This window comes from Saccharicrinis sp. 156 (assembly GCF_050589685.1).
Taxonomy (GTDB): domain Bacteria; phylum Bacteroidota; class Bacteroidia; order Bacteroidales; family Marinilabiliaceae; genus Saccharicrinis.
The window spans coordinates 32,672-56,883 of the sequence record NZ_JBNGOS010000035.1; the positions used below are offsets into that span (position 1 = coordinate 32,672).

Consider the following 24,212-nt stretch of genomic DNA (forward strand, 5'->3'; position numbering starts at 1 on the left):
ACCGTTAATTGAAAAATCGCATTGTCTTTTTATTAAATACACATTTATTAATTTAAACCTTTTGTTTTATGCGGAAATTAGCATTATTTCTGTCTATGGTTCTATTTGTAGGATCACAGGCTTTGATGGCCCAAACAAAAGCTATTTCAGGAAAAGTTGTCGATAATTTTGGCGATCCTATTCCTGGAGTATCTATTATTGTTAAGGGTACAACTTTAGGGACGGTATCTCGTCCGGATGGATCATATTTGCTTAATGTACCAGAAGATGCAGAAACCTTGGTGTTTACCTTTGTTGGAATGGAAACCAAGGAAATTATTATTGGTGCTCGCACAAATATCAACGTTATGCTTGCTTCAAGTGCCATAGACGTTGATGAAGTAGTAGTTACTGCACTTGGAATCTCGAGAGAGAAAAAATCGCTTGGATATGCTGCACAAGGTGTTTCGGAAGAAGATTTAATGGCTGCGAATGACGTAAATGCTATTGCATCTTTATCAGGAAAAGTTGCTGGATTAAGCGTTTCAGGCCAAAATTTTGCTGGATCACAGAACATCCTTATTAGGGGAGCAAGTTCGTTCAGCGGAAATAACCAACCCTTGTTTGTTGTGGATGGAGTGCCTATTAGTAATGAGGGATTCAATGACGAAAACACCCAAATCGGGGGTGGTGGTTATGACTATGGTTCAATGGTTTCTGACCTTAACTCATATGATATTGCCAGCGTTGAAGTACTAAAAGGATCCGCTGCATCAGCGCTTTACGGAAGTAGGGGACAGAATGGTGTAATCATGATTACAACCAAATCCGGTAAAGCCGGGAAAAAAACATTCTCAGTAGACATTAACTCGGGTATTACCTTTGACAAGGTAAGTATCCTGCCTGAACTACAAGATAAGTATGGTGGTGGTTATGGTGATTTTGGAACAACAACAATTGATGGTGTTGAGTACAAAACAGTAGGTTATGCTATTGATGAGAGTTGGGGTCCAAAATACGAAGGACAGGACGTATTACATTGGTGGGGCATCACCGATTACGAACAAGGAATTACGTCTACTCCGGTTACCGGTAAATGGGTTGCTCCACAAAGTGATGTTGAGGACTTTTATGAGACAGGTGTTACCTATCAAAACAGTGTTAACGTTGTAACCACGTCTGAAACTTCAGCTTTAAGGATTGGATATACCAATGTTACTATGGAAGGTATAGTTCCAAATTCTGAGCAGAACAAGAATACATTTAACATCAATGGTAATACTTCTTTATTGGATGGTTTAGTTGAGCTTAACTCAAATGTTACTTTTGTTCATACAGATACTAAGGGACGCCCACAGTTCGGTTATGGCGATAATTCTCAATCTCAAAAATTCTTCCAATGGGGGCAGCGTCAGTTAGACATGGACAAACTGAAGAACTACGAGAATCCTGACGGAACCAATAGAACCTGGAACAGAACATCTGTTACCGACCCTACTCCGAAGTATTCTGACAACCCTTACTGGACGGCCTATAAAAACTATCAGGATGACGATAGGACACGTATATTTGGTACTGTTGGAGGTAAAATAAATATTACAGACTATTTATTTGCATCCGGTAATATTTATCTTGATACATATACGTTTAATGCTCGAGAAAGAGTCGCTATTGGTTCTCAAGCGCAGTCAATGTATAAACAAGTACAGCGTCAGGCAATCGAGACCAATTATGAAGGAAAATTAAACTTCAAAAAGAGATTTGGTGAATTTGACGTGCTTGGATTCGTAGGTGGTAATATTCGAAAAGAAGACTATTCAAGGTTTGAAGGTGAAACGAATGGCGGATTGGTTATTGATGGATTATACAATCTAAATAACTCAGCTAACCAACCTACGTTGGATGATTTTGACCGATCAAAACGAGTAAATAGTTGGTTTGGAATGGCAAGTGTAGGCTATAAGAGTTTCGCATATTTAGATGCGACCTACCGTACGGATTATGATTCATCTTTACCTGAAGGGGATAATGATTATAGTTATGCGTCTGTTTCTGCAAGTTTAATAGTTTCTCAATTGTTAGATTATTCCTGGTTGAACAACCTGAAAGTTAGATTGAACTACGGAGAGACGGGTAATGGTACAAGCGCGTATAATATATTTAATACGTATACAATCAGTGATCCATTTAATGGTAGTCCACAGTTTACCAACGATGTTAGATTAAAAAATCAGAATTTAAAACCGGAAATGACTGAAGAAGTCGAATTTGGTCTTGAAGGAGCTTTCTTAAATAACAGAGCTGGTTTTGATTTCTCATACTATAACAGGGATACCAAGAACCAGATTGTTCCGGTTGAAGTATCTGGATCTACTGGTTATGTTGAGCAAGTGATTAATGCAGGTTTGATCAATAACAAGGGTATTGAATTAATGGTATATGGTACGCCAATAAAAAAAGGTGACTTTACATGGGAATTAAGCCTTAACTATGCAAAAAATACTAATGAAGTTAAAGAGTTACCTGCTTCTTTAGGAGGTAAGCTACAGCTAGCCCGTGCTCCTTTTGGTGGCGCGTACCTAAATTCGGTTGAAGGAAAAACTTTCCAGGAATTATATGCTTACGACTTTGTGTATGATGATAATGGAAATAAAGTAATTGATCCTGAAACAGGATTCTACGCTCAGGGTGATTTGCAATCCATGGGTTCTGTATTGCCTGATTATACTGCCGGACTTAAAAGTACATTCAGGTATAAGAATATTGATCTTGGTGTGTTGATTGACATGTCTAAAGGAGGTAAATATTACTCGCTTACCAATATGTGGTCAATGTACTCTGGTATGGCTGAAGCTACAGCTGTTTCTACTTCAAATGGTAATACTATCCGTGAAGATGGAATCGTACTTGATGGAGTTGTGGACAATGGAAGCGGTTATGTAGAAAATGACATGAATATTAGTGCGATTGACTATGGTGAGCTTCATTACCACGGATATGGTACTCCAAGTGCTACTAGTGTATTTGATGCTGACTATGTGAAATTACGTGAAGTTACTATTGGATATACCTTGCCTAAATTGGTTGACGTAATCAAGACTATTAGAGTATCTGCTTATGGAAGAAACCTTGCAATATGGGGATTGGATAACAAAGGTATAGATCCTGAAACTATTGTTGGTGGTAACGGAAACATTCAAGGGCTTGAAGGAGGTATCGTTCCAGGAACGAAATCATATGGTTTCAATGTTCAAATTAAATTTTAATTAAAAAAGCAACAACTATGAATAAAATAAAATATATCATTGTTATTCTGGTGGCTGTAGTAACATTTTCATGTGATGTAGAATACTATAGTGATCCAAACGAACCAGAAATAGCACCTACCTATGGATTGATGAATAGGGTGCAGAAAAGATTGATGGATGATACTCGTGATGAGTGGTTTTCCGGGAGAATGTCGTTATTGTGGGTGCAATATTGGAATCAGACTGCTTATACTGAAGAAGATAGGTTTCAGTACAGAGAAACTACAAACCAGAGTGGTTGGGATGATTTATACAAAAATGCACAGGACTTAATTGATATTATTGGTTTTAATACCGATGAGGCAACTAAAGGTTCGATGGAAGCTTATGGTCCCAATGAAAACCAAATAGCAGCAGCCAGAATTATGTTGGTTTACATTTACCAGATAGCCACCGAAATGTGGGGTGATGTACCTTATTATTCTTATGGTAGTGATGATGCAAGCTTTCAGGCAAACGCTATTAAGTCGGATGGAATTACTACCCCTGCTTATGCAAAGCAATCAGATATCTATGCAGACATGCTTAATGAACTTGATGAGGCGCAAGCAATGATCATTGAAACTGAAAACATGATTGATGGTGATAACTTTTTCGGGGGTGATGCAACGATGTGGAAAAAGTTTGCTAACTCATTAAGATTGAGGATTGCTAACCGTGTTAAAGATGTATATCCAGCCGCTTCAAGCCATATTACTGATGCTATAACTGCAGGTGTAATGGAAAGTAATGATGACAATGTGGGAGTAACTTACGAGTCTAATGCTTTAAATGGAGCTCCAATGTATCGTGCATTTTATGTTGATAACAGAACTGATTTTGCACCTTCCTGGTCATTTGTTGAGTTATTGCAAGGAAAAAGAGGTCCTTTTGTTGAAGATCCTCGTTTAGACGTTTTTGTAGCAGATAATGCGGATGGATTCAAAGTAGGTATTCCATTGACAGCTAACAATGGCGAAGTTGCAGCATTCGAAAATGAATCTCTTCCGGGAGAAGCAATTCTAGCTGCTGATTATACCGAGATTTACATGGAGTATGCCGAAGTTTGCTTTATTTTAAGTGAAACCAATTCTTGGGATCAGACCTGGTACGAGAAAGGAGTTAGAGCTTCAATGGAGAGATGGGGCATTGATGCAGCTACTATAGATGCCTATATTGCCGCATTACCTGCAGCAACTGAGGAAACCGTTATAACACAAAAGTATATTGCGCTATATATGCAACCGATGGAGGCATGGAGTGAGTACCGAAGAACAGGTTATCCTAACACCCTGATAAAGCCTAACGAGACTTACGATTACACCTATTCTGTTAAAGATGCAGATGGTAATGTAAGTGAAGTGACCGAAACATATACGTATGCAGTAGGTAGTCTTTCTTCTGATGTTCCATCAAGAGTTAGTTACCTGTTAAATGAATATAGTGTGAATGAGGCCAACGTTGAAGCAGCAAAAACTTCAATGGGCGGTGATGAAATAACTACCCAATTGTGGTGGCAACCATGATAAACGATAAAACAACTAAGCTGTGGTGGGACACATTAGATTAAAGGTTTAGTTGTGTGAGTGGGGGCAGATCCGTAGGGTCTGCCCTTTTTTATTTTACTTTCATGGGAATACCGCTTACCATCAGGATCACCTCGCCAGCTTTTTGCGCGATATGCTGATTCATCCAGCCTTGGAGGTCTGTAAATTTGCGCTGGATCTCATTTTCGGGCATGCCACCTAAACCAATTTCATTGGAGACAATAATAAAATGGGCATCTTGCTGAATCAACTTTTCAAACTCGCGTTTTGCTTCGGTGAGCGATTTGTCTATATCGCTTTGGTTATCGAAAAAAAAGTTGGTCAACCAAAGAGTAATGCAGTCAATCAGAACGACTTTCCCGGAAAGATCATGTTGCGATAAGTATTTTTCTTCTTCGACATTCTCCCATCTATCATCACGATCCTCCTGATGACGTTCAATTCGTTTTTGATGCTCTGCATCCCAAATGCGAGATGTTGCCAAATACACCGGGTTACTGCTCGCTTCTAGGGCAACTTTTTGTGCATATGCACTTTTCCCGGAACGCTGTCCGCCTGTAATAAAGGTTAATCTTTTCATTGGGCAATGGTCATTTGATACTAGTCAATGGTCATTTGTTATTAATACTAAGTTACGTTTTTCACTATTGACCAATTAGCTATCAACTATTATTTAATAAATTCTACTTCTTCGAAATCAGAGTGCAAAGTTAATTTAATGACGGCTCCATAATTCAGTTTGAGGCGAAATACTTTGCTTAACGGAATGTGAAGATAGCGAGAGCATAAACATCGCATTATACCAGAATGTGTCACCAAAGCCACTTTGGGTGAATCACTTTTCCGTATAAGTTCATCCATAAAACCTGAGGCTCTTTGGTATAAATCATTAAAACACTCACCATTTGGAGTTGGAATATTCACAAAGTCGGCACTCCAGGTTTTCATTGTTGATCTATCAATATCGGCCCAAGGTTTCATCTCCCAATCACCAAAGTTCATCTCCATTAACCTATTGTCAGTATTAATATCTAAATCAGAAAACAAACTTACAGCTAACTTTTGACACCTAATTAGCGGGCTTGCAGCAACTAGCTCAGGAGAAAATCCATTGAGTAAATGTTTAATATCATCAACTTCTTCATTAAAACTTTCAACTACATCAACATCTGAAATACCATAACAAACCCCAGGTTTCACTTTAGGCGTGGTATGACGTATTAGGTAAACTTCTTGCATAAAACGTGTAGTATTAAATAAAAGAAACAATAGAACTTAAAGCAACGATACTTAAATAAAAAACAACTTCTGTAACCTGTTGCATGGTTCCCAGGCAATCGCCCACATATCCTCCAATCCATTTTTTAAAATATCTTTCGAGCCATACTTTGGCAATCAGTAGCGGAATAACAGTTAAAAAAATAGTCCAGTTCACAAATATAAGAAACGTGCATAACCCTATTAAAACGGCAATCCAAAGATCACCAATATGCAAGTTTTTGGTCACCGGTTTCGATTTGCTGAGCTCATCCTCACGAACATAGGGAAGGTTGTACATGGTAGACACCGCAAATGTTCGGCTAATGCTATGGCCTGCAATTAATGAAGGAATTACAAAAGCAACGGGCAGGGAGCTCAGTGCTAAAAACTTAAGCATCAAAATCAATATCATACCAATCATTCCGTAAGCACCCACTCTGGAATCTTTCATTATTTCCAGAATTTTTTCTTTGGTCCACCCCCCTCCAAAACCGTCGCAAACATCGGCAAAACCATCCTCGTGAAAAGCTCCGGTCAATAGAATTGTTGAAACCATCGATAAAATGATTGAAATGCTTTGCGGGAAAATGAAGCTTCCTAACCAAAATACCAAAGCACCAAAGCCACCAACTATAATTCCTACCAACGGAAAATATCGGTTGCATTTATTCAGGTTTTTTTCTGAATATCCAACCCACTTAGGAACAGGAATGCGAGTGATGAACATTAGGGCGGTAAAGAATAGTTTAATTTGTTTCATGTTATTGGTTTATTGGTCAATGGTCACTTGTCATTAGTTGGTTCATCAATAGTTAATAGCCGGAGAAAGTTTAATGCATGTGATATAATCCTTTGTGTTTTAATAGTTTTCTTAATATATGGCTAGTACGTTTACAATGCCATTCTCAATATTTATAACTTATTATGCTCCACTCTTGTGCTTTAACCACTTTGTTACAGGTCTACTCCTGGCCACTGACCAGTTATGAATGCCCAGTGACTACTGACTAATCTAGCATTGACTAATTATCTATTACTCACTCCTGCGTTCTCAAAACTGCTCATCTCATTAAAAAAATTAATCGCGCTTTCAATAATAGGATAAGCTACCGCACTGCCAGTACCTTCTCCCAATCGCATATGAATATCCAGAATAGGCTCTGCCTTTAAGTAATCGAGCATTAAGGCATGTCCTTTTTCGTGCGATTTATGAGAGAATATGCAGTAATCTAAAATATTGTTGTTGATTTCGTATGCGGCAAGCAAGGCGGAAGTAATAATAAAGCCATCTACCATAACAACCATTTTTAGTTCTGCAGCTTTTAACATGGCCCCGGTTATGGTTGCGATTTCAAAACCGCCAAGATTTGCAAGGGTTTTATACGGATCGGTATGGGCGTTATGAAGCTTGACCGCTTTGTCTATAACTGAAGCTTTATGTTTAATGCCGTTTTCGTCTAATCCAGTTCCGGCTCCGGCAGCATCTTGGGAGGAGCACTTTGTATAAGCGCACAAAAGAGCAGCTGCCGAAGTTGTATTTCCTATTCCCATTTCGCCAAAACCTACTATGTTGGTACCTTCATGATGTAATTTTTGAACCATGTCGGCCCCGTTAGTCATGGCCCTCTTACACTGTTCCATGGTCATGGCCGGTTCTTTGGCAAAGTTTTTAGTGCCGTGTGCAATTTTTGCATTTATTAGTTTTGGTGAAGCTTCAAAGTCAAAGTTTACACCAGTATCCGCCAATATGAGCTTGATGTTATTCTGGCGGGTAAACACGTTAATGGCTGCACCTTCACTTAAAAAGTTCATGACCATCTGAAAGGTTACTTCTTGCGGGAAGGGACTAATTCCTTCCTCGGTAACGCCGTGATCGCCAGCGCATACTAATATGGCAGGATGGTTGAGTTTTGGGGAAAGCGTTTCTTGCACCTGGCTGATTTTGCGAGCTATACTCTCCAGTTTTCCCAATGATCCCAAAGGTTTGGTCTTGGTATCAATTTTATGATTGATTTTGTCGGTAAGTTCTGATTGAACTGGTTTAATGTTGAAATCCATATTCGAAATTTGGTAGAATAAAAAAGCGCCCTGAGTTTTCAAAGCGCCAGTAAAAATATAGTATTTATCGGTTTATCAATAATAGTCATCCCACTTTTAAAAATTCCAACCAACCCTTAATCCCATGCTAATGGCTAACGGGAATTCTTCCACTCCACCAATAAATGCCTTGTGTAAACCAAAGTCCTTATCATCTTGCCCAAAACCATAACCAACACCTACAAACCAATCCATCAGAAACCCATTTTCAAATATCCATTGCTTGCCAACATTTAATAATACAGCAAACATAACATTGGTATCTGTGTATCGTTCATCTTCTCCAATAAAGCTATAGTTTTTGTATGCAGAGTACTCATAATACGAAAATGCAATTTCGGGGCGTATATAGCTACCTTTTAAAATATGGGCAAACTTCTGACCGCGGATATAATAATCGGGGCTTTTTATGAATTTATAACCCATTTTTATAAAAGCTCCTGATTCGTTGTTGTTGCCAAGGTCCCAACCTGCCCCAATAACACCTAACGTTGTTTCAAAGCTTCGGCCTGGTTTTATGCTTTTTTCGTAGCAAATATTTACGCTGTTAAAAAGAGGCGAGAGGAAATTAAGTTTTATATTGTTCTTTTGGTCCGTAATATAGTTGCTCGGATCATATAAAAACTCAGAAAACTCCAGTTCTTTTCCATTAGCAAATATTACTTTGTTTACTTTGTCTTTGTTGATACCAAATAATATTGTTTCGCTAATTTCGGGAGTCAGGTATTTTATCTCTTCATCACCGATTTCTTTGATGACACAATTGATAGTGTCATTGTTTGTTTTGATGAGAATATCTTGTGCACATAGCTTGCTGAGAGCAATGAGTGTTAAAAAAGCAATAGTTAGGCTAAGTCTTTCCATTTTGTAATAATTTATAGTTATAAGCAAATGTAATATATTTACTTAAATACGTGTACCATGTGCGGTAATGTAAATTGCCGTGGAATATTGTTTCTCTGGTTTTGCGACTTTAGACGTCGATCGGCTTTTTACAATGCAGCATTCTTTTATCATCCAGGTATAAGATGATAAAAAATACAAATGGTTGCTTGATAAAAAATGAAAGTCCTTTAAGTGGGGGTTATTTAAATTTTCCCTTGAATAGATACCCCAGGTCGTTGATCATTTCTTCCACTTTGGTTGAATTGATACTGGTGCCGTTCACTTCTACCTTATTGAGTGCCGGAGTGGCGGTAACCGATGATATGCCCTCGATGTTTCTAACGTTTTTCTCTACACTGGCTTTGCAGTGGCTGCAGGTCATCCCTTCCACCTTAAAAATTTGGGTTTTTATATTTCCGGCAAAGGAGAATTGGTTTGCAGAGAACTTTGGTGGAGAAACTTGATTGGAGCTCACCTGAGTATTAAGCAACAATGGTTGTGCTTCTGCAGTAGCGATAGGTCTTTTCAATTCAATATATTTCTGAATATATCCGTAAATAATTAAGCTCACTAATATAACTGAAGATGATATTTTAAACCATAAAGGTAACATTTCGTGTTGATGGTGCAGGTGCGAGCTTCCAGTCATTATAAACCATTCAGCAGGTAAAAAGTGATTTATCAGAAGACCAAAGACTAAGGCTCCCCCAATGATAGATCCTAAATAACTGAACAATGTTTTGTTGCCAAATACTTTTTTAATGATGGTGATGGTAGCGGCATTGGTGGCCGGACCTGCCATTAACAAGATGAGTGCCGCCCCGGGCGATAAGCCTTTCATCATTAAAACAGCAGCAATAGGCACCGATGCCGTGGCGCAAAGATAAAGGGGTACCGAAGCCAATAAAACAGTGAGCATACTTAGGGCTTCGTTTTGCATATAACGGATAAAGAAATCATCGGGAATAACAGTGGATAATACAGCCGCTATCAATATGCCAATTATTAACCATTTGGCAATGTCCATCAAAAACTCATTGAAGCCGTATTTAAACATTTTAATAATGCGATTGCTTTTAACCGTATTTGTTGCGCAGCTCGCAGTTGAAATTTCATTTGTTGGTGTATGCTTACCTTTCCCAAATATATTGGTAACTACTCCACCTATTACGCCTGTAATTAAAGCGACAATAACTCTTATTATAGCAAAAGGCAAGCCCAATAACGAGTAGGTGACCAGTACGCTGTCTACCCCTGTTTGTGGTGTTGATATTAAAAATGAAACACTTGAGCCTTTTGATGCCCCATTCTTGTAAAACGATATTCCTGTTGGTATTACACCGCATGAACATAGCGGTAGCGGAATGCCAATTAAAGCAGTATTGATCACCGATTTCAAATTATTATTACCCATAAACCGGTCAATCCAATGCTGAGGAAACCACACTTTTAGTACACCTGCAAATAAAAACCCAAGTAGCAGATATGGAGACATGGCGTTAAGCAGATCAATAAGCTCCCAAAAAAAATGATGTAAGAATGTTAGCATTACTTTGAAATTTAGGTGTTATTATAAAAACAAAACACAAAGAAATTAGTTTTTAGCACAAAAAAAATCCCCATAATTGGGGATTTATATAAAAATATAGATATATAGTTAATTATCTCATGTCGATAATGTCTACATTGGGGTTGGCACTTTCGTTGTATACAAACATGCTGTCGTCCATTGGTGTGTTGCTTTCTAACTTGTTGATTAATATTGTGTAGTTGTTGCCATCTTTACTGATTTGTTGAATCTTGTTGATTTGCATATTATCTTTTGTAATCTCCAATTTAATGCGTGAATACGGTTTGTCACGGTTAATCGGATACAGGTCTATGGAATATACTGCAGTGCCGTTGCTGTCTTTTTCGCCCAGGTAGGCGTACTTAAACCCGGTTTGGTAAATCGTGAAGATGGAAGCAGGGTTTAACGTTTCTTCGTCATCCGGATCAGGCTCGTCGATATTCACTTCTTCTGCATCAATCATATGCGTCCAGAGAGTCTTGCCGTCAAAATAAGTGTCTACATCCATTAAGTTGGCCTTGTATTTATCCCCTTTAATAAAAATAGTACCTGTGTACTCTTCTTGAATATCTTCTTGCAGATTTTCCAGGCTAAACGAAAAGCTGGCTTTAATCGTTTTGTATGTTTTAGTTTTTGCTGTTACTTGATCCAGGATTTCTTTTGCTTTTTCCGCGTTCTGCGCAAACATGAACCCTGGAATCAAAGCGAGTAGTAAAAGTAATTTCTTCATATTGTATAAATTATTTGATCTTATTTACGGTGTAATGGGTGTAAGCTTTTCAAAAACGATACCAAAACTCACTTTGACAAGCCAAACTCATAAAAAATCGGCTTGTCAAAGTGAGGTGGCAAATTTTTAATTCAATTTAAAAACTAATCTGTCATCACAATATTTCCTTTTATATTCTTGTTCAACAATGAATTAAAATTTTTCTTGCTTATTTAAAGCCCCTTCAACAGATGTTCTAGCGATAAATCATCGGGGATTAAAACTTGCCGTGCCTTACTTCCTTCAAAAGGCCCAACAACGCCGGCTGCTTCCAGCTGGTCAATGATTCTACCGGCACGGTTATAACCTATTGAAAACCTTCGTTGAATCAAAGATGTGGAACCCGATTGGTTGGCAACCACCACCCTGGCTGCTTCTTCAAAAAATGCGTCCTTGTTGCTCATGTCAATTTCCCCCGCTTCAGTGGAAGATGTATCGCCAATATATTCGGGCAATAACAAGGCACTGGGATATCCTTTCTGAGAACCGATGAAATCGTTTATTTTTTCAACTTCGGGTGTGTCTACAAAAGCACATTGAACACGCACCAAATCGCTTCCTTGGGAGATAAGCATGTCTCCTCTACCAATTAGTTGGTTGGCACCGGGCGAATCAAGAATCGTTCTGGAGTCGATCATGGAGGCTACCTTAAAAGCTACCCTGGTTGGGAAATTGGCTTTAATAACCCCTGTAATAATATTGGTGGATGGGCGCTGTGTGGCTACAATCATATGTATTCCTACGGCACGGGCAAGCTGGGCTATACGTGCAATGGGCATCTCTACTTCCTTGCCAGCCGTCATTATTAAGTCGGCAAACTCATCAATTACAACCACAATATATGGCATAAAGCGGTGACCGTTCTCAGGGTTAAGCGAGCGTTTTACAAACTTGTGGTTGTATTCCTTAATATTACGGGCGTGTGCTTTTTTCAACAGGTCATACCTCGCATCCATTTCAATGGTCAGCGAATTTAAAGTAGTCACCACTTTTTGCACATCGGTAATAATGGCTTCATCCTCGTCGTCGGGTAATTTGGCCAGGAAATGTCGCTCAATCTTGCTATAGATATTAAGCTCCACCTTTTTGGGGTCGACCAAAACAAACTTTAACTGAGATGGATGTTTTTTATATAAAAGAGAGGTAATGATAGCATTCAATCCCACGGATTTACCCTGGCCGGTAGCCCCTGCCACCAACATATGCGGTGCTTTGGCCAAATCGATAACGAAAGTTTCGTTGGAAATGGTTTTTCCCAGTGCAATAGGTAGCTCATATTTTGTAGTCTGGAATTTTTTGGCAGCTATAATGGTTTTCATCGAAACCACCTCAGGTTCACTGTTGGGAACCTCAATACCAATGGTGCCTTTACCCGGTATTGGGGCAATAATACGTATGCCCAATGCAGCCAGCGACAGGGCAATATCATCCTCCAGGTTCTTGATTTTGGATATTCGAACACCCGGAGCAGGAACGATCTCGTACAACGTAACCGTAGGACCAACCGTTGCTTTAATACTCTTAATCTCAATTTTATAATCGATTAAGGTGTTAACAATCTTATCTTTATTGGAGTTTAGTTCTTCGTCGGTAACGGGTTCGTTGCCAAAGTGGTGGTCTTCCAGTAAATCGATGGTAGGCAGTTGATATGAAGAAAGGTCCAAGGTGGGATCGTAATCTCCCAATGGAATATTTGCTTTTACTTCAAAATCCTTTTCCTCTTCAATTTTTTCTATGGTGAAATTACCATCATGGTTAACGTCTTCCGAACCCTCGTTATCAGAAATGTCCAGCTCAATGGGTTCATCTGCAATATCCGTATTTTCCAGTGGTTCGGGCGTTAGCTTTTTGACCTCAAATTCTTGCTCAGGCGCTAATTCGGGTGTATCCGTAGGTGTGGGTGCTTCTTCAGGGGCGGGATCTTCCTCTATGTCATCCGCTTCAACAGAAGTCAGTAACGAAGCATCTTCCGTCTCGGTTTTGTCGTTTTTAACCGGGACTTTAATCTTCGTGCCACTGGTAACAAATACTTTTTTAACAAAAGGAACGAATCCGTCAAATGTAAAGGTTAAATAGATAATGAGTGTGAAAAATAAGAAAAGGATGACTCCGACATTACCAATGGCCGAGACTAACCATTTGCTCATAAAGTACCCCATTTCTCCACCCAGTAAAATATAATGGTCGTTCACCGAATTCATAAATAAGTAGCCCAGCAGGATAGAAAGCCATGCCCCGGTATAAAAGCAGTGCCAAATAGTTTTTCTGACAGGGGCAAGCTTAATATTTATAAGTTTAAAAGCGATTACGGTAAGCGCTATTACAATTACCAATGCAGGCACGCCAATTCCGGAGTTGATAAATAAATCGGCAAAATAAGCGCCTAGTTTCCCCGTGCGATTCTGAACGTTAATGTCCGGGTTGAAAATAAACTCAAAGAAGTTGATGTTGAATTTGCTGTGATCGGCTCCACCGGTAAAAACAAATGAAACAAATGCGATCAGTAAAAATAAGGAATAGACCATTAAAAACAGTCCAATAAAAAATCGTACCCTGAAGTCACTGATTTTATTTTTTAAATCAGTGATAAAATTATTTTTAGTCTTGGATTTAGGTCGTTTAGTTTTTACTCCCATTTTAAAATTATGTTAATTGTAGGTGTTGATTCGCAGACAAAATTAATAAATGTAGTTTCTAATTTATTAATTAAATTGAATTCTTTTACAACGATTTTAAGCGATAATTATTTTAATGCCTTAGTATAATCAGGTAGACGATTTGAAATAATTGCTGAATCGGAAGCGAACGACTTATTGGAAATTGTTAATCATGGTTAAAATTAATGCTTCAATTTCTTTTTCGGGTGTACGTTTAAAGCCACTTGGGATTTTAAATGCAGCGTTGTCGGGAATAGTGTAATCGACATCACATGCTTTAAAATAAAATCGTACTCCGTTGAAATCAATATGAAATTCCATCAATATTCCCGGTATCTCTTTGAATGGGGTATGTCTGTTGGGGTTGTCGATATTAATATCCCCGGTGTAATATATGGCGAATGGTTCATCCTTGTCAAACTGTACCATTGCCTTGCTACAGCTTATCCCGGCCACATTTTTGGTTTCGTTTTTCAAGTAAGTAATGGAAGGGGTTGAACCGTTGTTGAAGAAAAAAAAGTTGGAGCTTATTGGGCCGATATGCAACAAGTTGTTGTCCATAAAGCGGAAGAGTGTAGCACAGGAATCTTTAGCGGATGGGGAATAAAAATCTAATGAGAAGATATTGAAACTGCCTTTGAAACTGAAACGCGTTCGGTTATCCTTAAAAATCAGTTTTAATTCTCGAGGCATAAGGCTGCCGGTAGGGGAATCGGTAATTTCTTTAGGGTATGCAATGTTATAGGTAATTACACCGGCATTGGGGAACTCGGGTTTATTGGATTTATTTATACATCCCTGTATCAATACAGAAAGCAATACTATATAAGCAGTGTATTTCATGAAGGCTTAATTGAAACAGGCTACCGTAACTGATTCCCTATTAAATTACCGGCAACAAAATAGGGATAATAAATGAACCTGCCATTTCTATTTGTAATTATTTTGCAGGAAGAAATATCTCGGAGATCATGCACCTGGCACTGCCTCCGCCAATCGTCTCAATGGTTTTTGTGTTCATTGGAAAAGGTTCGCAGTAGTTTCCGATAGCTTCTTTTTGTTGGTCGGTCAAAACCTCGAAAGCACTCAGCGACATCACCAAAATTTCCTCACCGCTTTGCGTTAACAAAGAAATCATATTGCCAGCAAAATAATTTACTTGTTCCAGTGTAATGCTAATTATCTCGTGACCCGTTTGTTCCAAAGAATCAATCACCAAATTTCTTTCACGTTCATCCTTGATGCTTTCTAAACAAATAACCGAAAACATTTTACTCACGCTCATCATCACATTGGTGTGATATATTTCCTGGCCGGATTTGTCGGTAGCTGTAAAATAAACCGGTTTGTAATTGATGATATCACATAACTCAATAAAGACATCTCTGTCGGTTCGTGGAGACAAACATGCGTAAGCAATTTTATGCATATGGTCGAAAACAATACTGCCGGTACCCTCTAAAAATTTACATTCGGCTTCGTGATTCGACAGGTCAATCAGTTTCTCAATCTTAAACCTGGCTTTTATTTGGCCGATAATCTCAGGTCTTTTTTCCACTTGACGGTTGGGTGTAGCAATGGGATATAAAATAGCGGTTCCGTCCGCATGGAATGAACCCCAATTATTCGGAAAAACAGCATCTGGTTTTATGGGAGTATGCGTGTCCTGAACCACCATCACATTCACGCCCTTGTTTATAAGGCGCTCGGCAAATGTGTCAAATTCCTCTATAACCCGGGCTTTTATCTCTTCCGGACTAAGATCAACCGTATTCTGGAATGCATTGGATATAGCAGTTTGCTGGTTAAAGGTAAAGTTGGCCGGGCGCACCAAAAGGATATTTGAAGTGGATTGGTTCATGACGGTTATAATTTTAAAATTAAATGAAACTTAAAAATACGACTCAAAATGAAAAAATAGATGATAAATTGAACCCAAGTTAGAGAATGAAGAAAGGCTATCAGATTTAATCCAACAGCCTTTCTTGTGAATTTGTCTACACTTCTGGCGGTCTTGATGTTAAATTAAACCTCTGTCATTTAAAAGCGCTTTTTCATCAGGCTCAGCACCTCTAAACCTTTTATATAATTCCATTGGGTCTTCGGTACCACCCTTCTCTAACACGTTTTTTCTAAACTTATTCGCAGTCTCCCTATCGAATATACCGTTCTCCCTAAATGCCTGGAAAGCATCAGAATCCAAAATGGCAGACCAAATGTAAGCATAATAACCGGCGGAATAGCCGCCCGAGAATATATGATTAAAATAGGTGCTTCTGTAACGACTTACAATTTCAGGTATCAAATTCATTTTAGCAAGAGATTCTTTCTCAAAATGATTAGGGTCTGCATCTAATGTCTCTGTTAAAGTATGGTAATCCATATCTAAAATAGCGGCAGCCAAATATTCGGTTGTCATAAATCCCTGGTTGAACTTGGAGCTCTTCTGAATTTTTGAAATGAGTTCATCAGAAATCACTTCGCCTGTTTTATAATGCTTTCCATACACTTTTAACAGTTCCGGTTGAGCAGCCCAGTGCTCCATTACCTGCGAAGGAAGTTCAACAAAATCTCTGGGCACCGATGTTCCCGATAAACTATAATACTGACATTTTGAGAGTAAGCCGTGCAATGCATGTCCAAACTCATGAAACAAGGTAGAAACCTCGTCGAAGCTTAAAAGTGCGGGGGTATCATCCGTTGGGCTGGTGAAATTGCATACCATGGTGATGATAGGTGTAATGTTTTTTCCGTTATTAACTTCTTGTTTGCGGTACGAACCCATCCAGGCACCGCCCCTTTTGCTTTCGCGAGGGTGGAAATCCATAAATAAAATACCTACATGGCTATCGTCTGCTTCCTTTACTTCAAACGAAAGAGCATCAGGATGAGGGGTGGGCAGGTCAGTTCTTTTTTCAAATTTTAAACCATATAGGTTGTTGGCAGTATAAAAAATGCCCTCAACCACATTGTTTAGTTCAAAATATGGTCTAATCTCGTTTTCGTCCAAATCGTACTTTTGCTTCTTTACTTTCTCGGCATAGTACCACCAGTCCCAAGGTTCCAATTTAAAGTTGCCTCCTTCGGCATCGATCATCTTTTGCATGTCGGCCACCTCTTGTTTGGCTACTTTAAGCGATTTCTCCATTAAAAAAGCGAGTTTGTCGTTAACTGTTTCAGGGGTTTTGGCCATGTTCTGTTCTAAAATAAAAGCAGCATGGTTTTCGTACCCAAGTAATTTGGCCCTTTTAACACGAAGTGAAACTATTTTTTTGATGTTCTCTTTGTTGTCGAATTTGTTATTGTTGTCACCTCTATTAATGTAGGCTTTGAACAGTTTTTCTCTCAAAGACCTGTTTGTAGAATATTGCAGGAACGGTGTAATGCTTGGGCGTTGGGTGGTAAATACCCATTTGCCTTCGAGGCCGTTATCCTGGGCTGTTTTTGCTGCTGCGTCAATTTGTCCTTTGCCCAATCCGGCTAAGTCCTCTTGCTTATCAACAATCATCATATAATCGTTGGTTTCGTTTAGCACGTTGTCGCCAAACTGTAGGGTAAGTAACGAAAGTTCCTCGTTAATTTTCCTGAACTCGTCTTTTGATTCTGCAGGAAGGTTGGCTCCACCACGTGTAAAAGCCTGGTATTTTTTCTCCAATAACATGCCTTTTTCCCCCGTTAATCCCAGCTTTTCCCTCTGGTCGTATAGTGTTTTGATGCGCTTAAACAATGTCTCGTTTAAAAATACATCGTCGTTTAGCTTAGACAGTAACGGGGCTATTTCTTTTGCAATAGCATTTAACGAATCGTTGGTGTTAGCACTTTTAATGTTATAAAACACGTTACTTACCCTGGTCAATAGAGGATTGCTATACTCTAGTGCCTCAACGGTATTGGCAAAAGTAGGTTCTTCCGTGTTTTCCGTAATGGCCTTGATGTTCTCTTGTTGCTCCTTGATAGCTGCGTTATACGCAGGCATAAAGTGCGCTGGTTTTATTTGCTCAAATGGCGCAATCTCAAACGGCGTATCATATGCTACCAGCAATGGGTTTGTGTTCATGGCGGTCTCTGTTTTACAGGCACCCATAATTATAAGTGCGAGTATTAGAAAAAAGGTGATTTTTTGCATAACGGTTAATTTATTTCTGTTTTGATGGCGAAAATAGGCAATTTCTGTATTAATAATAATGATGTTTTTCATAATAATTAAAACAGGAAGGAACGGTGCGTTTTGAGTATCAGGTTAAAAGTAAATATATGGAGAATGTTTTAAATCACAAGCCCTAATTGATTGTTGGTATTCGTATAAAACCCGTGTTGGATTATGCAGGTATAAATAAAGAAAAAATTCTGCAATTGTTTGGACAACAACAAGTTTAATGAGTTGGTGTGTGTTAAAATGTTGATAGTTAACTGGTCACAAGCTTAATTTATGTTGTAAAACAATCTTTTTTTAGGCACTTATTGTGTATTAGGTCATTTTTTAGTTTTATTTTTGAGGCTCAAAATTTTAGTATACAATAAATTTTAAATATAAATAGATATGAAACCATCGCACATTGAGCACATTGGAATCGCGGTTAAGAGTTTAGATGAGGCTATTCCTTTTTACGAGAAAGTATTTGGTTTGGAGTGTTATGCTGTTGAAGAAGTAGCAGAACAAAAAGTGAAGACTGCCTTTTTTATGGTTGGACAAACAAAGATTGAGTTGTTGGAGTCTACGGATCCGGAAGGTCCTGTTGGCAAATTCATCGAGAAAAAAGGAGAGGGTGTTCATCATGTTGCCTTTGCAGTTGAGAACCTGGCGGAAAAGCTAGTATCTATTCAGGATGCAGGAGTAAGGGTAATTGACAAAACTCCACGTCAAGGTGCCGAAGGGTTGAATATAGGTTTCTTGCACCCAAAATCTACTTTTGGTGTATTAACTGAATTGTGCGAAGATCCTTCTAAATAAAACTGCTATTAATAATAGAATTTAAATGTTTTATACCGATTGGTATAAGAATTTACAAACAATATTTCATGTCAAGTCAGGATAAAGTAAAAAAACTAATAGACCTCAGAACTGAGGCTAAATTAGGTGGTGGTCAGAAAAGAATTGACAGCCAGCATGCAAAAGGAAAGATGACCGCCCGTGAGCGTATCGAAGCGCTTGTGGACGATGGTAGTTTCGAAGAGTTCGATATGTTTGTGACACACCGATGTGTGAATTTTGGAATGGAAAAAAACAAAATTCTTGGGGATGGCGTGGTAACAGGTCATGGTACTATCGATGGTAGGGTAGTTTATTTGTTTGCCCAGGATTTTACCGTATTGGGCGGTTCTCTCTCGGAGACATTTGCACAGAAAATATGTAAAGTCATGGATATGGCCATGAAGGTCGGAGCTCCTCTTATTGGAATTAACGATAGTGGTGGTGCCCGTATCCAGGAAGGGGTAACCTCATTGGCGGGCTATGCCGAGATTTTCCAGCGTAACATCGAAGCTTCGGGTGTTATTCCGCAAATCTCAGCTATTTTTGGTCCTTGCGCAGGTGGTGCCGTGTATTCTCCTGCCCTGACCGATTTTATCATGATGACCGAGGATTCCAGTTACATGTTCGTGACAGGGCCCAAGGTGGTTAAGACTGTAACCGGTGAGGACATAACCACCGAAGATTTAGGAGGAGCCGCGGTTCATGCTTCTAAATCAGGTGTTTCTCACTTCCAGTTAGAAAATGAGGAAGAAGGTATTTTGTTAATCAGAAAGCTTCTTTCGTATATGCCTCAAAATAACCTTGAGGAACCACCAATGGTAGAGACTAAAGATTCAATCGATCGTATGGTGGACTCATTAAACGAGATTATTCCGGATAACCCGAATCAACCATATGACATGAAAGATGTTATTTATGCCATGTCGGATGATTCTGAGTTTTTAGAGGTACACCGTAACTATGCAAAAAATATTATAGTAGGGTTTTGTCGCATGGGGGGCATGTCGGTTGGTGTTGTGGCTAACCAACCAAGTTTCCTTGCGGGAGTGCTTGATTGCGATGCGTCACGTAAAGCCGCTCGTTTTGTTCGTTTTTGCGATGCCTTTAATATTCCAATTTTAACTTTGGTTGATGTTCCCGGATTTTTACCAGGTAGTGGGCAAGAGTATGCAGGTATCATAACACACGGTGCTAAACTAATGTTTGCTTATGGTGAGGCCACTGTACCTAAAATTACGGTTACTTTGCGTAAATCCTATGGTGGGGCGCACGATGTGATGAGCTGTAAGCAATTACGCGGTGACCTGAACTATGCCTGGCCAACTGCCGAAATTGCGGTAATGGGTGCTAAAGGTGCGATTGAGGTTCTGGAAGGCAGGGCAATGTCAAAAATCAAAGACCCAGCAGAAAAGGCAAAGTATGCTGCGGAAAAAGAAGCGGAGTATACTGAGAAGTTTGCTAACCCATATCAGGCGGCTGCCTATGGTTATATCGATGATGTTATTGAGCCGAGAAACTCTCGTTTCCGTATCATCAGGGGTTTACAAAGTTTGCAAACCAAAAAGCTAAACTTGCCTCCTAAAAAGCACGGTAATATTCCATTGTAACAGTTAATCGTATAAGGAACCGGTAACCTTTGGTTATAGGTTCCTTTGATGACCGGACACTTTACAATCACAAAAAAATATGGAGATGAATTTTTTACAAGTAACCAGCGATACCTGGACCATTACTCTTTTGGGATGGGTGATCGTATTTGCCGCCTTATTGTTTTTGGTAGGTATCTTTTTGTTGGTTCCAAAAATAATTAGGTGGAGCGTAAAAAGAAGCCTGCGGATTAAAGGTAAGGCTGAGTTAGCAGCAGGGCACCAGGATATTACTGGTGAAACAAATGCCGCTATTGCTACAGCCCTGCATCTATTTTTTAACGAGATGCATGATGAGGAGAGTAATGTAATTACTATTAAGCAAGTGCGAAGACGTTATTCGCCATGGAACTCGAAGTTGTATGGAATGAATAATGTGACATATGAAAAAAATAGAAGATAAAAGCAATGAAAAAATTCGAATTTACTATAGCAGGTAACCGTTATAATGTGCACATTCAGGATTTCGAAGATTCTGTAGCTACCATTAATGTGAACGGAACTACTTATGAAGTAGAAGTTCATCAGGAAGTTAAAAAGAGTAAGACGCCTAAGTTGGTTCGGAAACCAGTGGAACGCAAACCGGGCGAAGGAGCAGTTCCGCAAAAAGCTACTGGTGCAGGTGCTGTCAAAGCGCCTCTTCCCGGTAATATCTTTAAAATCGAAGTGGCCGTGGGCGACATTGTCAAAAGAGGAGATGTGCTGATTGTGATGGAAGCCATGAAAATGGAAAATAACGTGTTGGCAGAAAAAGATGGAGTTGTAAAATCAATCAAGGTGGGGCTGGGAGATGCTGTTCTTCAAAATGACATTTTAATTGAATTTGAATAACATGAGAAAAGCGGCGACTATTTTTACCATACTGGCTTTGGTTTTCTGTCTTCAAATGGTATTTGGGACAGATGCTTTTGCTCAATTAAATACTGTTTCTGCGGAAACGGAAGGGTCCACTCTTCAGGGACTTCAAACCATGTGGGAATTCACTGGTTTTGCCAATGTTCAATTGGGTAATATTATCATGATAGTTGTGGGATTGTTTTTTATCTTCCTCGCAATTAAATTTGATTACGAACCTCTTTTGCTTATCCCTATCGGTACTGGAATTTTGTTGGGTAACATACCTTTTGTAGAGGGGTATAAAATCGGACTGTATGAGGAAGGTTCCGTGCTGAACTATCTGTACTTCGGTGTTAAACAGGGTGTTTATCCCCCCTTAATTTTTCTGGGAATTGGTGCAATGACAGACTTCTCGTCGCTGATTTCCAATCCGAAATTGATGATTTTGGGTGCTGCTGCACAAATTGGTATTTTTGCTACCTTTCTGGGTGCGTCCGCATTGGGTTTTACGCCTCAGGAAGCGGGAGCTATTGGTATAATTGGAGGGGCTGATGGTCCTACTGCGATCTTTTTGTCTTCTAAATTAGCTCCAGAGTTAATGGGGGCCATTGCGATAGCGGCGTATTCATATATGGCGTTGGTACCTGTAATTCAACCGCCAATCATGCGATTGATGATCCCGAAAAAGGAACGAGCAATTAAGATGAAACCGCCTCGCGCTGTTTCAAAAACAGAAAAAGTACTGTTCCCTTTAATTGGATTGCTGTTAACCACTTTTATTTCTCCTTCGGCATTGCCTCTTTTAGGTATGTTGTTCTTCGGAAATCTTTTGAAAGAATCCGGTGTGACGGAAAGATTGGCAGATACAGCCCGTAATTCTATGATTAATATTGTAACCATTTTGTTAGGTTTGACTGTAGGTGCCTCAACGCAAGCGGATTATTTCCTGACCACCGATTCGTTAAAAATATTCGGATTAGGGGCTTTGTCGTTTATGGTTGCCACCGCTGGCGGTTTGCTGTTTGCCAGACTGTTAAATGTCTTCCTGAAGACAGATAATAAGATCAATCCGCTTATTGGTGCGGCAGGAGTTTCTGCAGTGCCCGATTCGGCTCGTGTGGTTCAGCACGAAGGTTTAAAAACCGACCCGAACAACCACTTGTTAATGCATGCCATGGCGCCAAACGTATCCGGTGTGATTGGTTCTGCGGTAGCAGCGGGTATTATGCTCAGCTTTTTGTTGTAGTAAAGCATCTAGGTTAACTAGACAGATATATCAATAAAAAAGACTGCTTCTTTGAGGCAGTCTTTTTTATTTGCTTGTGGTTTGTTGCTGAACCTTAATTGACAAGGCTGTTGTAATAATTTAATATCTTGGTAAGATCTTTTGGATTGTTGGCTTTAACCTTGTTTTCTTTCATATACTTTTTGATTTCTGTTTGTTTATCGGAGAATAAACTTAAGAGTCTTTTTTTGTTGCTCACTTCAATCAAAATATTGCTTTTTGTATTGTTTGCATAGTATCGAACTTTTTTCTCCCTAAAACTGGGTAGTTTGGCTTCCTGATATGCTTTGGCAACTTTGGCTTCCTGAAGCACCACCACTTTTTTTTGATATAGACCAACATTTTTATCAGATAAGACAACAAAGAATCCTTCCCGAATAACATTATCTTTCATCCATTGCTTTCTTTTGTATTTAAAGCCGTTGATAGTTACGGAATTAATAGGGAAGGATTTGGATAGTTCAAATTCGCCACTGTCAATTTTAATCTCCATAATATCTTTGTAGTTGTTATAGCGTAGAAGTAGGTCTGTAAATGTGCTGCCGTCTTCCATGGTTAGTGAACCCCGTCTAAACGATTTAGTTATGTAGGGACTACCTGAATAAAGTGCGTTCTGCTCTCCGTTGATCATCTTAGAATAACGAACCTTATTGTTGAAGTCAAAAAAACTCATTGAATTGTATACAGACCGGGACTCACCTTGCCCATAAGATATGATGGGGGTAAAAATGAGTATAAGTAGGGTGACGTAAATTGTTTTCATATGTTTTGTATTTATGGATTGAATAGCAAATGTATTAAAAATGATTATTCATAGTGAACGAATAAGTTAATAATTCGAAAAAAGCGATTACAAAAATTAACAAATAAAAATATAAATTTGCATAATTTAAAAATATTTTTAAATTTGTAGGTGGTTTAGATTGGTGCGTTCTGGTTGACATACTGAAAAAAAATAGTAAAAATTAAAACATTTTTGAAGTGCGCTTTGTTTTGGAGGTAAGCAGAGGTGATATATTAAAAAATATGAATCGGTTTATCTCAAAATAAGGGGGTGTTAGGGAGATAATTATAAAAGATGTAAGTTTGACCAATGAAACTAATGCAATTTAAATTCAAAAGTTTGATAAGTGAAATCATTTGCGAATTATGGAATTAATCAGAGGAATAATCAATTTCTAATTCGCGGCGTTTTTTAAGTGTTCATGAAATATTATATTTAAATTATATATTTGCCGATATATTTACAATTTATTAGTGTTCCCCCGCTTTTGTAGATAATTTAACTCACATAATAAAATACTAATTACAAAAACCTTTAATCGTATGGAAGTCAAAAAACAATCTCAGGAATTTTATAAATAAGAAGACAGCTTTCTGTTGTCTCTGGAAAATAATCTGACATAATGAAAGTGTCGGAT

The 24,212-nt window shown here is 38.8% G+C and carries 19 protein-coding genes; 7 read left to right on the forward strand and 12 right to left on the reverse strand.

The genetic code is table 11. The features are described from left to right. Window positions 1–68: 68 nt before the first annotated feature. Together ACRD64_RS19370 and ACRD64_RS19375 are read left to right on the forward strand one after the other, a co-directional pair. Window positions 69–3,245 (forward strand): SusC/RagA family TonB-linked outer membrane protein, encoded by a 3,177-nt coding sequence (locus tag ACRD64_RS19370; RefSeq protein WP_430935116.1) that lies wholly within the window; start codon window positions 69–71, stop codon window positions 3,243–3,245. Window positions 3,246–3,262: 17 nt separating this feature from the next. Then, a complete protein-coding gene (locus tag ACRD64_RS19375; RefSeq protein ID WP_430935117.1) occupies window positions 3,263–4,792 on the forward strand; it encodes a SusD/RagB family nutrient-binding outer membrane lipoprotein in 1,530 nt (509 codons plus the stop codon). Between the two features lie 91 nt (window positions 4,793–4,883). Here ACRD64_RS19375 and cobU read toward each other — a convergent pair whose 3' ends face one another. From cobU to ACRD64_RS19430, 11 genes are all read right to left on the reverse strand, one after another. Then, window positions 4,884–5,393 (reverse strand): bifunctional adenosylcobinamide kinase/adenosylcobinamide-phosphate guanylyltransferase, encoded by a 510-nt coding sequence (gene cobU / locus ACRD64_RS19380; RefSeq protein ID WP_430935118.1) that lies wholly within the window; start codon window positions 5,391–5,393, stop codon window positions 4,884–4,886. Window positions 5,394–5,482: 89 nt separating this feature from the next. Further along, complete coding sequence (cobC, locus tag ACRD64_RS19385; RefSeq protein ID WP_430935119.1) at window positions 5,483–6,052, reverse strand: alpha-ribazole phosphatase; 570 nt, start codon at window positions 6,050–6,052, stop codon at window positions 5,483–5,485. 13 nt (window positions 6,053–6,065) lie between these two features. Continuing rightward, window positions 6,066–6,833 (reverse strand): adenosylcobinamide-GDP ribazoletransferase, encoded by a 768-nt coding sequence (locus ACRD64_RS19390; protein ID WP_430935120.1) that lies wholly within the window; start codon window positions 6,831–6,833, stop codon window positions 6,066–6,068. Between the two features lie 266 nt (window positions 6,834–7,099). Then, complete coding sequence (gene cobT / locus ACRD64_RS19395; protein WP_430935121.1) at window positions 7,100–8,131, reverse strand: nicotinate-nucleotide--dimethylbenzimidazole phosphoribosyltransferase; 1,032 nt, start codon at window positions 8,129–8,131, stop codon at window positions 7,100–7,102. A gap of 96 nt (window positions 8,132–8,227) precedes the next feature. Next, window positions 8,228–9,034 (reverse strand): hypothetical protein, encoded by an 807-nt coding sequence (locus ACRD64_RS19400; RefSeq protein ID WP_430935122.1) that lies wholly within the window; start codon window positions 9,032–9,034, stop codon window positions 8,228–8,230. Between the two features lie 220 nt (window positions 9,035–9,254). Beyond that, entirely contained in the window at window positions 9,255–10,604 is a 1,350-nt protein-coding gene (locus tag ACRD64_RS19405) for an SO_0444 family Cu/Zn efflux transporter (RefSeq protein ID WP_430935123.1), read from the reverse strand. A gap of 112 nt (window positions 10,605–10,716) precedes the next feature. Then, the gene (locus ACRD64_RS19410) at window positions 10,717–11,355 is read right to left on the reverse strand and encodes a LolA family protein (protein WP_430935124.1); all 639 of its coding nucleotides are present in this window, start codon (window positions 11,353–11,355) and stop codon (window positions 10,717–10,719) included. Between the two features lie 212 nt (window positions 11,356–11,567). After that, window positions 11,568–14,030 (reverse strand): DNA translocase FtsK 4TM domain-containing protein, encoded by a 2,463-nt coding sequence (locus ACRD64_RS19415; RefSeq protein ID WP_430935125.1) that lies wholly within the window; start codon window positions 14,028–14,030, stop codon window positions 11,568–11,570. Window positions 14,031–14,204: 174 nt separating this feature from the next. Continuing rightward, window positions 14,205–14,894, reverse strand: coding sequence for a hypothetical protein (locus ACRD64_RS19420; RefSeq protein ID WP_430935126.1), 690 nt, complete (start codon window positions 14,892–14,894; stop codon window positions 14,205–14,207). Window positions 14,895–14,991: 97 nt separating this feature from the next. Then, complete coding sequence (gene ctlX, locus ACRD64_RS19425; RefSeq protein WP_430935127.1) at window positions 14,992–15,912, reverse strand: citrulline utilization hydrolase CtlX; 921 nt, start codon at window positions 15,910–15,912, stop codon at window positions 14,992–14,994. 159 nt (window positions 15,913–16,071) lie between these two features. Then, complete coding sequence (locus ACRD64_RS19430; RefSeq protein ID WP_430935129.1) at window positions 16,072–18,108, reverse strand: M3 family metallopeptidase; 2,037 nt, start codon at window positions 18,106–18,108, stop codon at window positions 16,072–16,074. 483 nt (window positions 18,109–18,591) lie between these two features. Between ACRD64_RS19430 and mce the strand changes: the two genes are divergently transcribed. From mce to ACRD64_RS19455, 5 genes are all read left to right on the forward strand, one after another. Then, window positions 18,592–19,002, forward strand: a complete 411-nt coding sequence (gene mce, locus ACRD64_RS19435) for a methylmalonyl-CoA epimerase (RefSeq protein ID WP_430935131.1) — start codon at window positions 18,592–18,594, stop codon at window positions 19,000–19,002. Between the two features lie 68 nt (window positions 19,003–19,070). Then, window positions 19,071–20,630 carry an acyl-CoA carboxylase subunit beta gene (locus ACRD64_RS19440; protein WP_430935133.1) on the forward strand — a complete coding sequence of 520 codons (1,560 nt, stop codon included), beginning with the start codon at window positions 19,071–19,073 and terminating at the stop codon, window positions 20,628–20,630. A gap of 85 nt (window positions 20,631–20,715) precedes the next feature. Continuing rightward, complete coding sequence (locus tag ACRD64_RS19445) at window positions 20,716–21,072, forward strand: OadG family protein (RefSeq protein WP_430935135.1); 357 nt, start codon at window positions 20,716–20,718, stop codon at window positions 21,070–21,072. A gap of 5 nt (window positions 21,073–21,077) precedes the next feature. Continuing rightward, window positions 21,078–21,500, forward strand: a complete 423-nt coding sequence (locus tag ACRD64_RS19450) for a biotin/lipoyl-containing protein (protein ID WP_430935137.1) — start codon at window positions 21,078–21,080, stop codon at window positions 21,498–21,500. Between the two features lies 1 nt (window position 21,501). Further along, a complete protein-coding gene (locus ACRD64_RS19455) occupies window positions 21,502–22,752 on the forward strand; it encodes a sodium ion-translocating decarboxylase subunit beta (RefSeq protein WP_430935139.1) in 1,251 nt (416 codons plus the stop codon). Between the two features lie 94 nt (window positions 22,753–22,846). Here the strand turns inward: ACRD64_RS19455 and ACRD64_RS19460 are convergent, their stop codons facing one another. Continuing rightward, window positions 22,847–23,554: a hypothetical protein gene (locus ACRD64_RS19460; protein ID WP_430935141.1), complete on the reverse strand. Its 708-nt coding sequence runs from the start codon at window positions 23,552–23,554 to the stop codon at window positions 22,847–22,849. Window positions 23,555–24,212 lie beyond the last annotated feature (658 nt).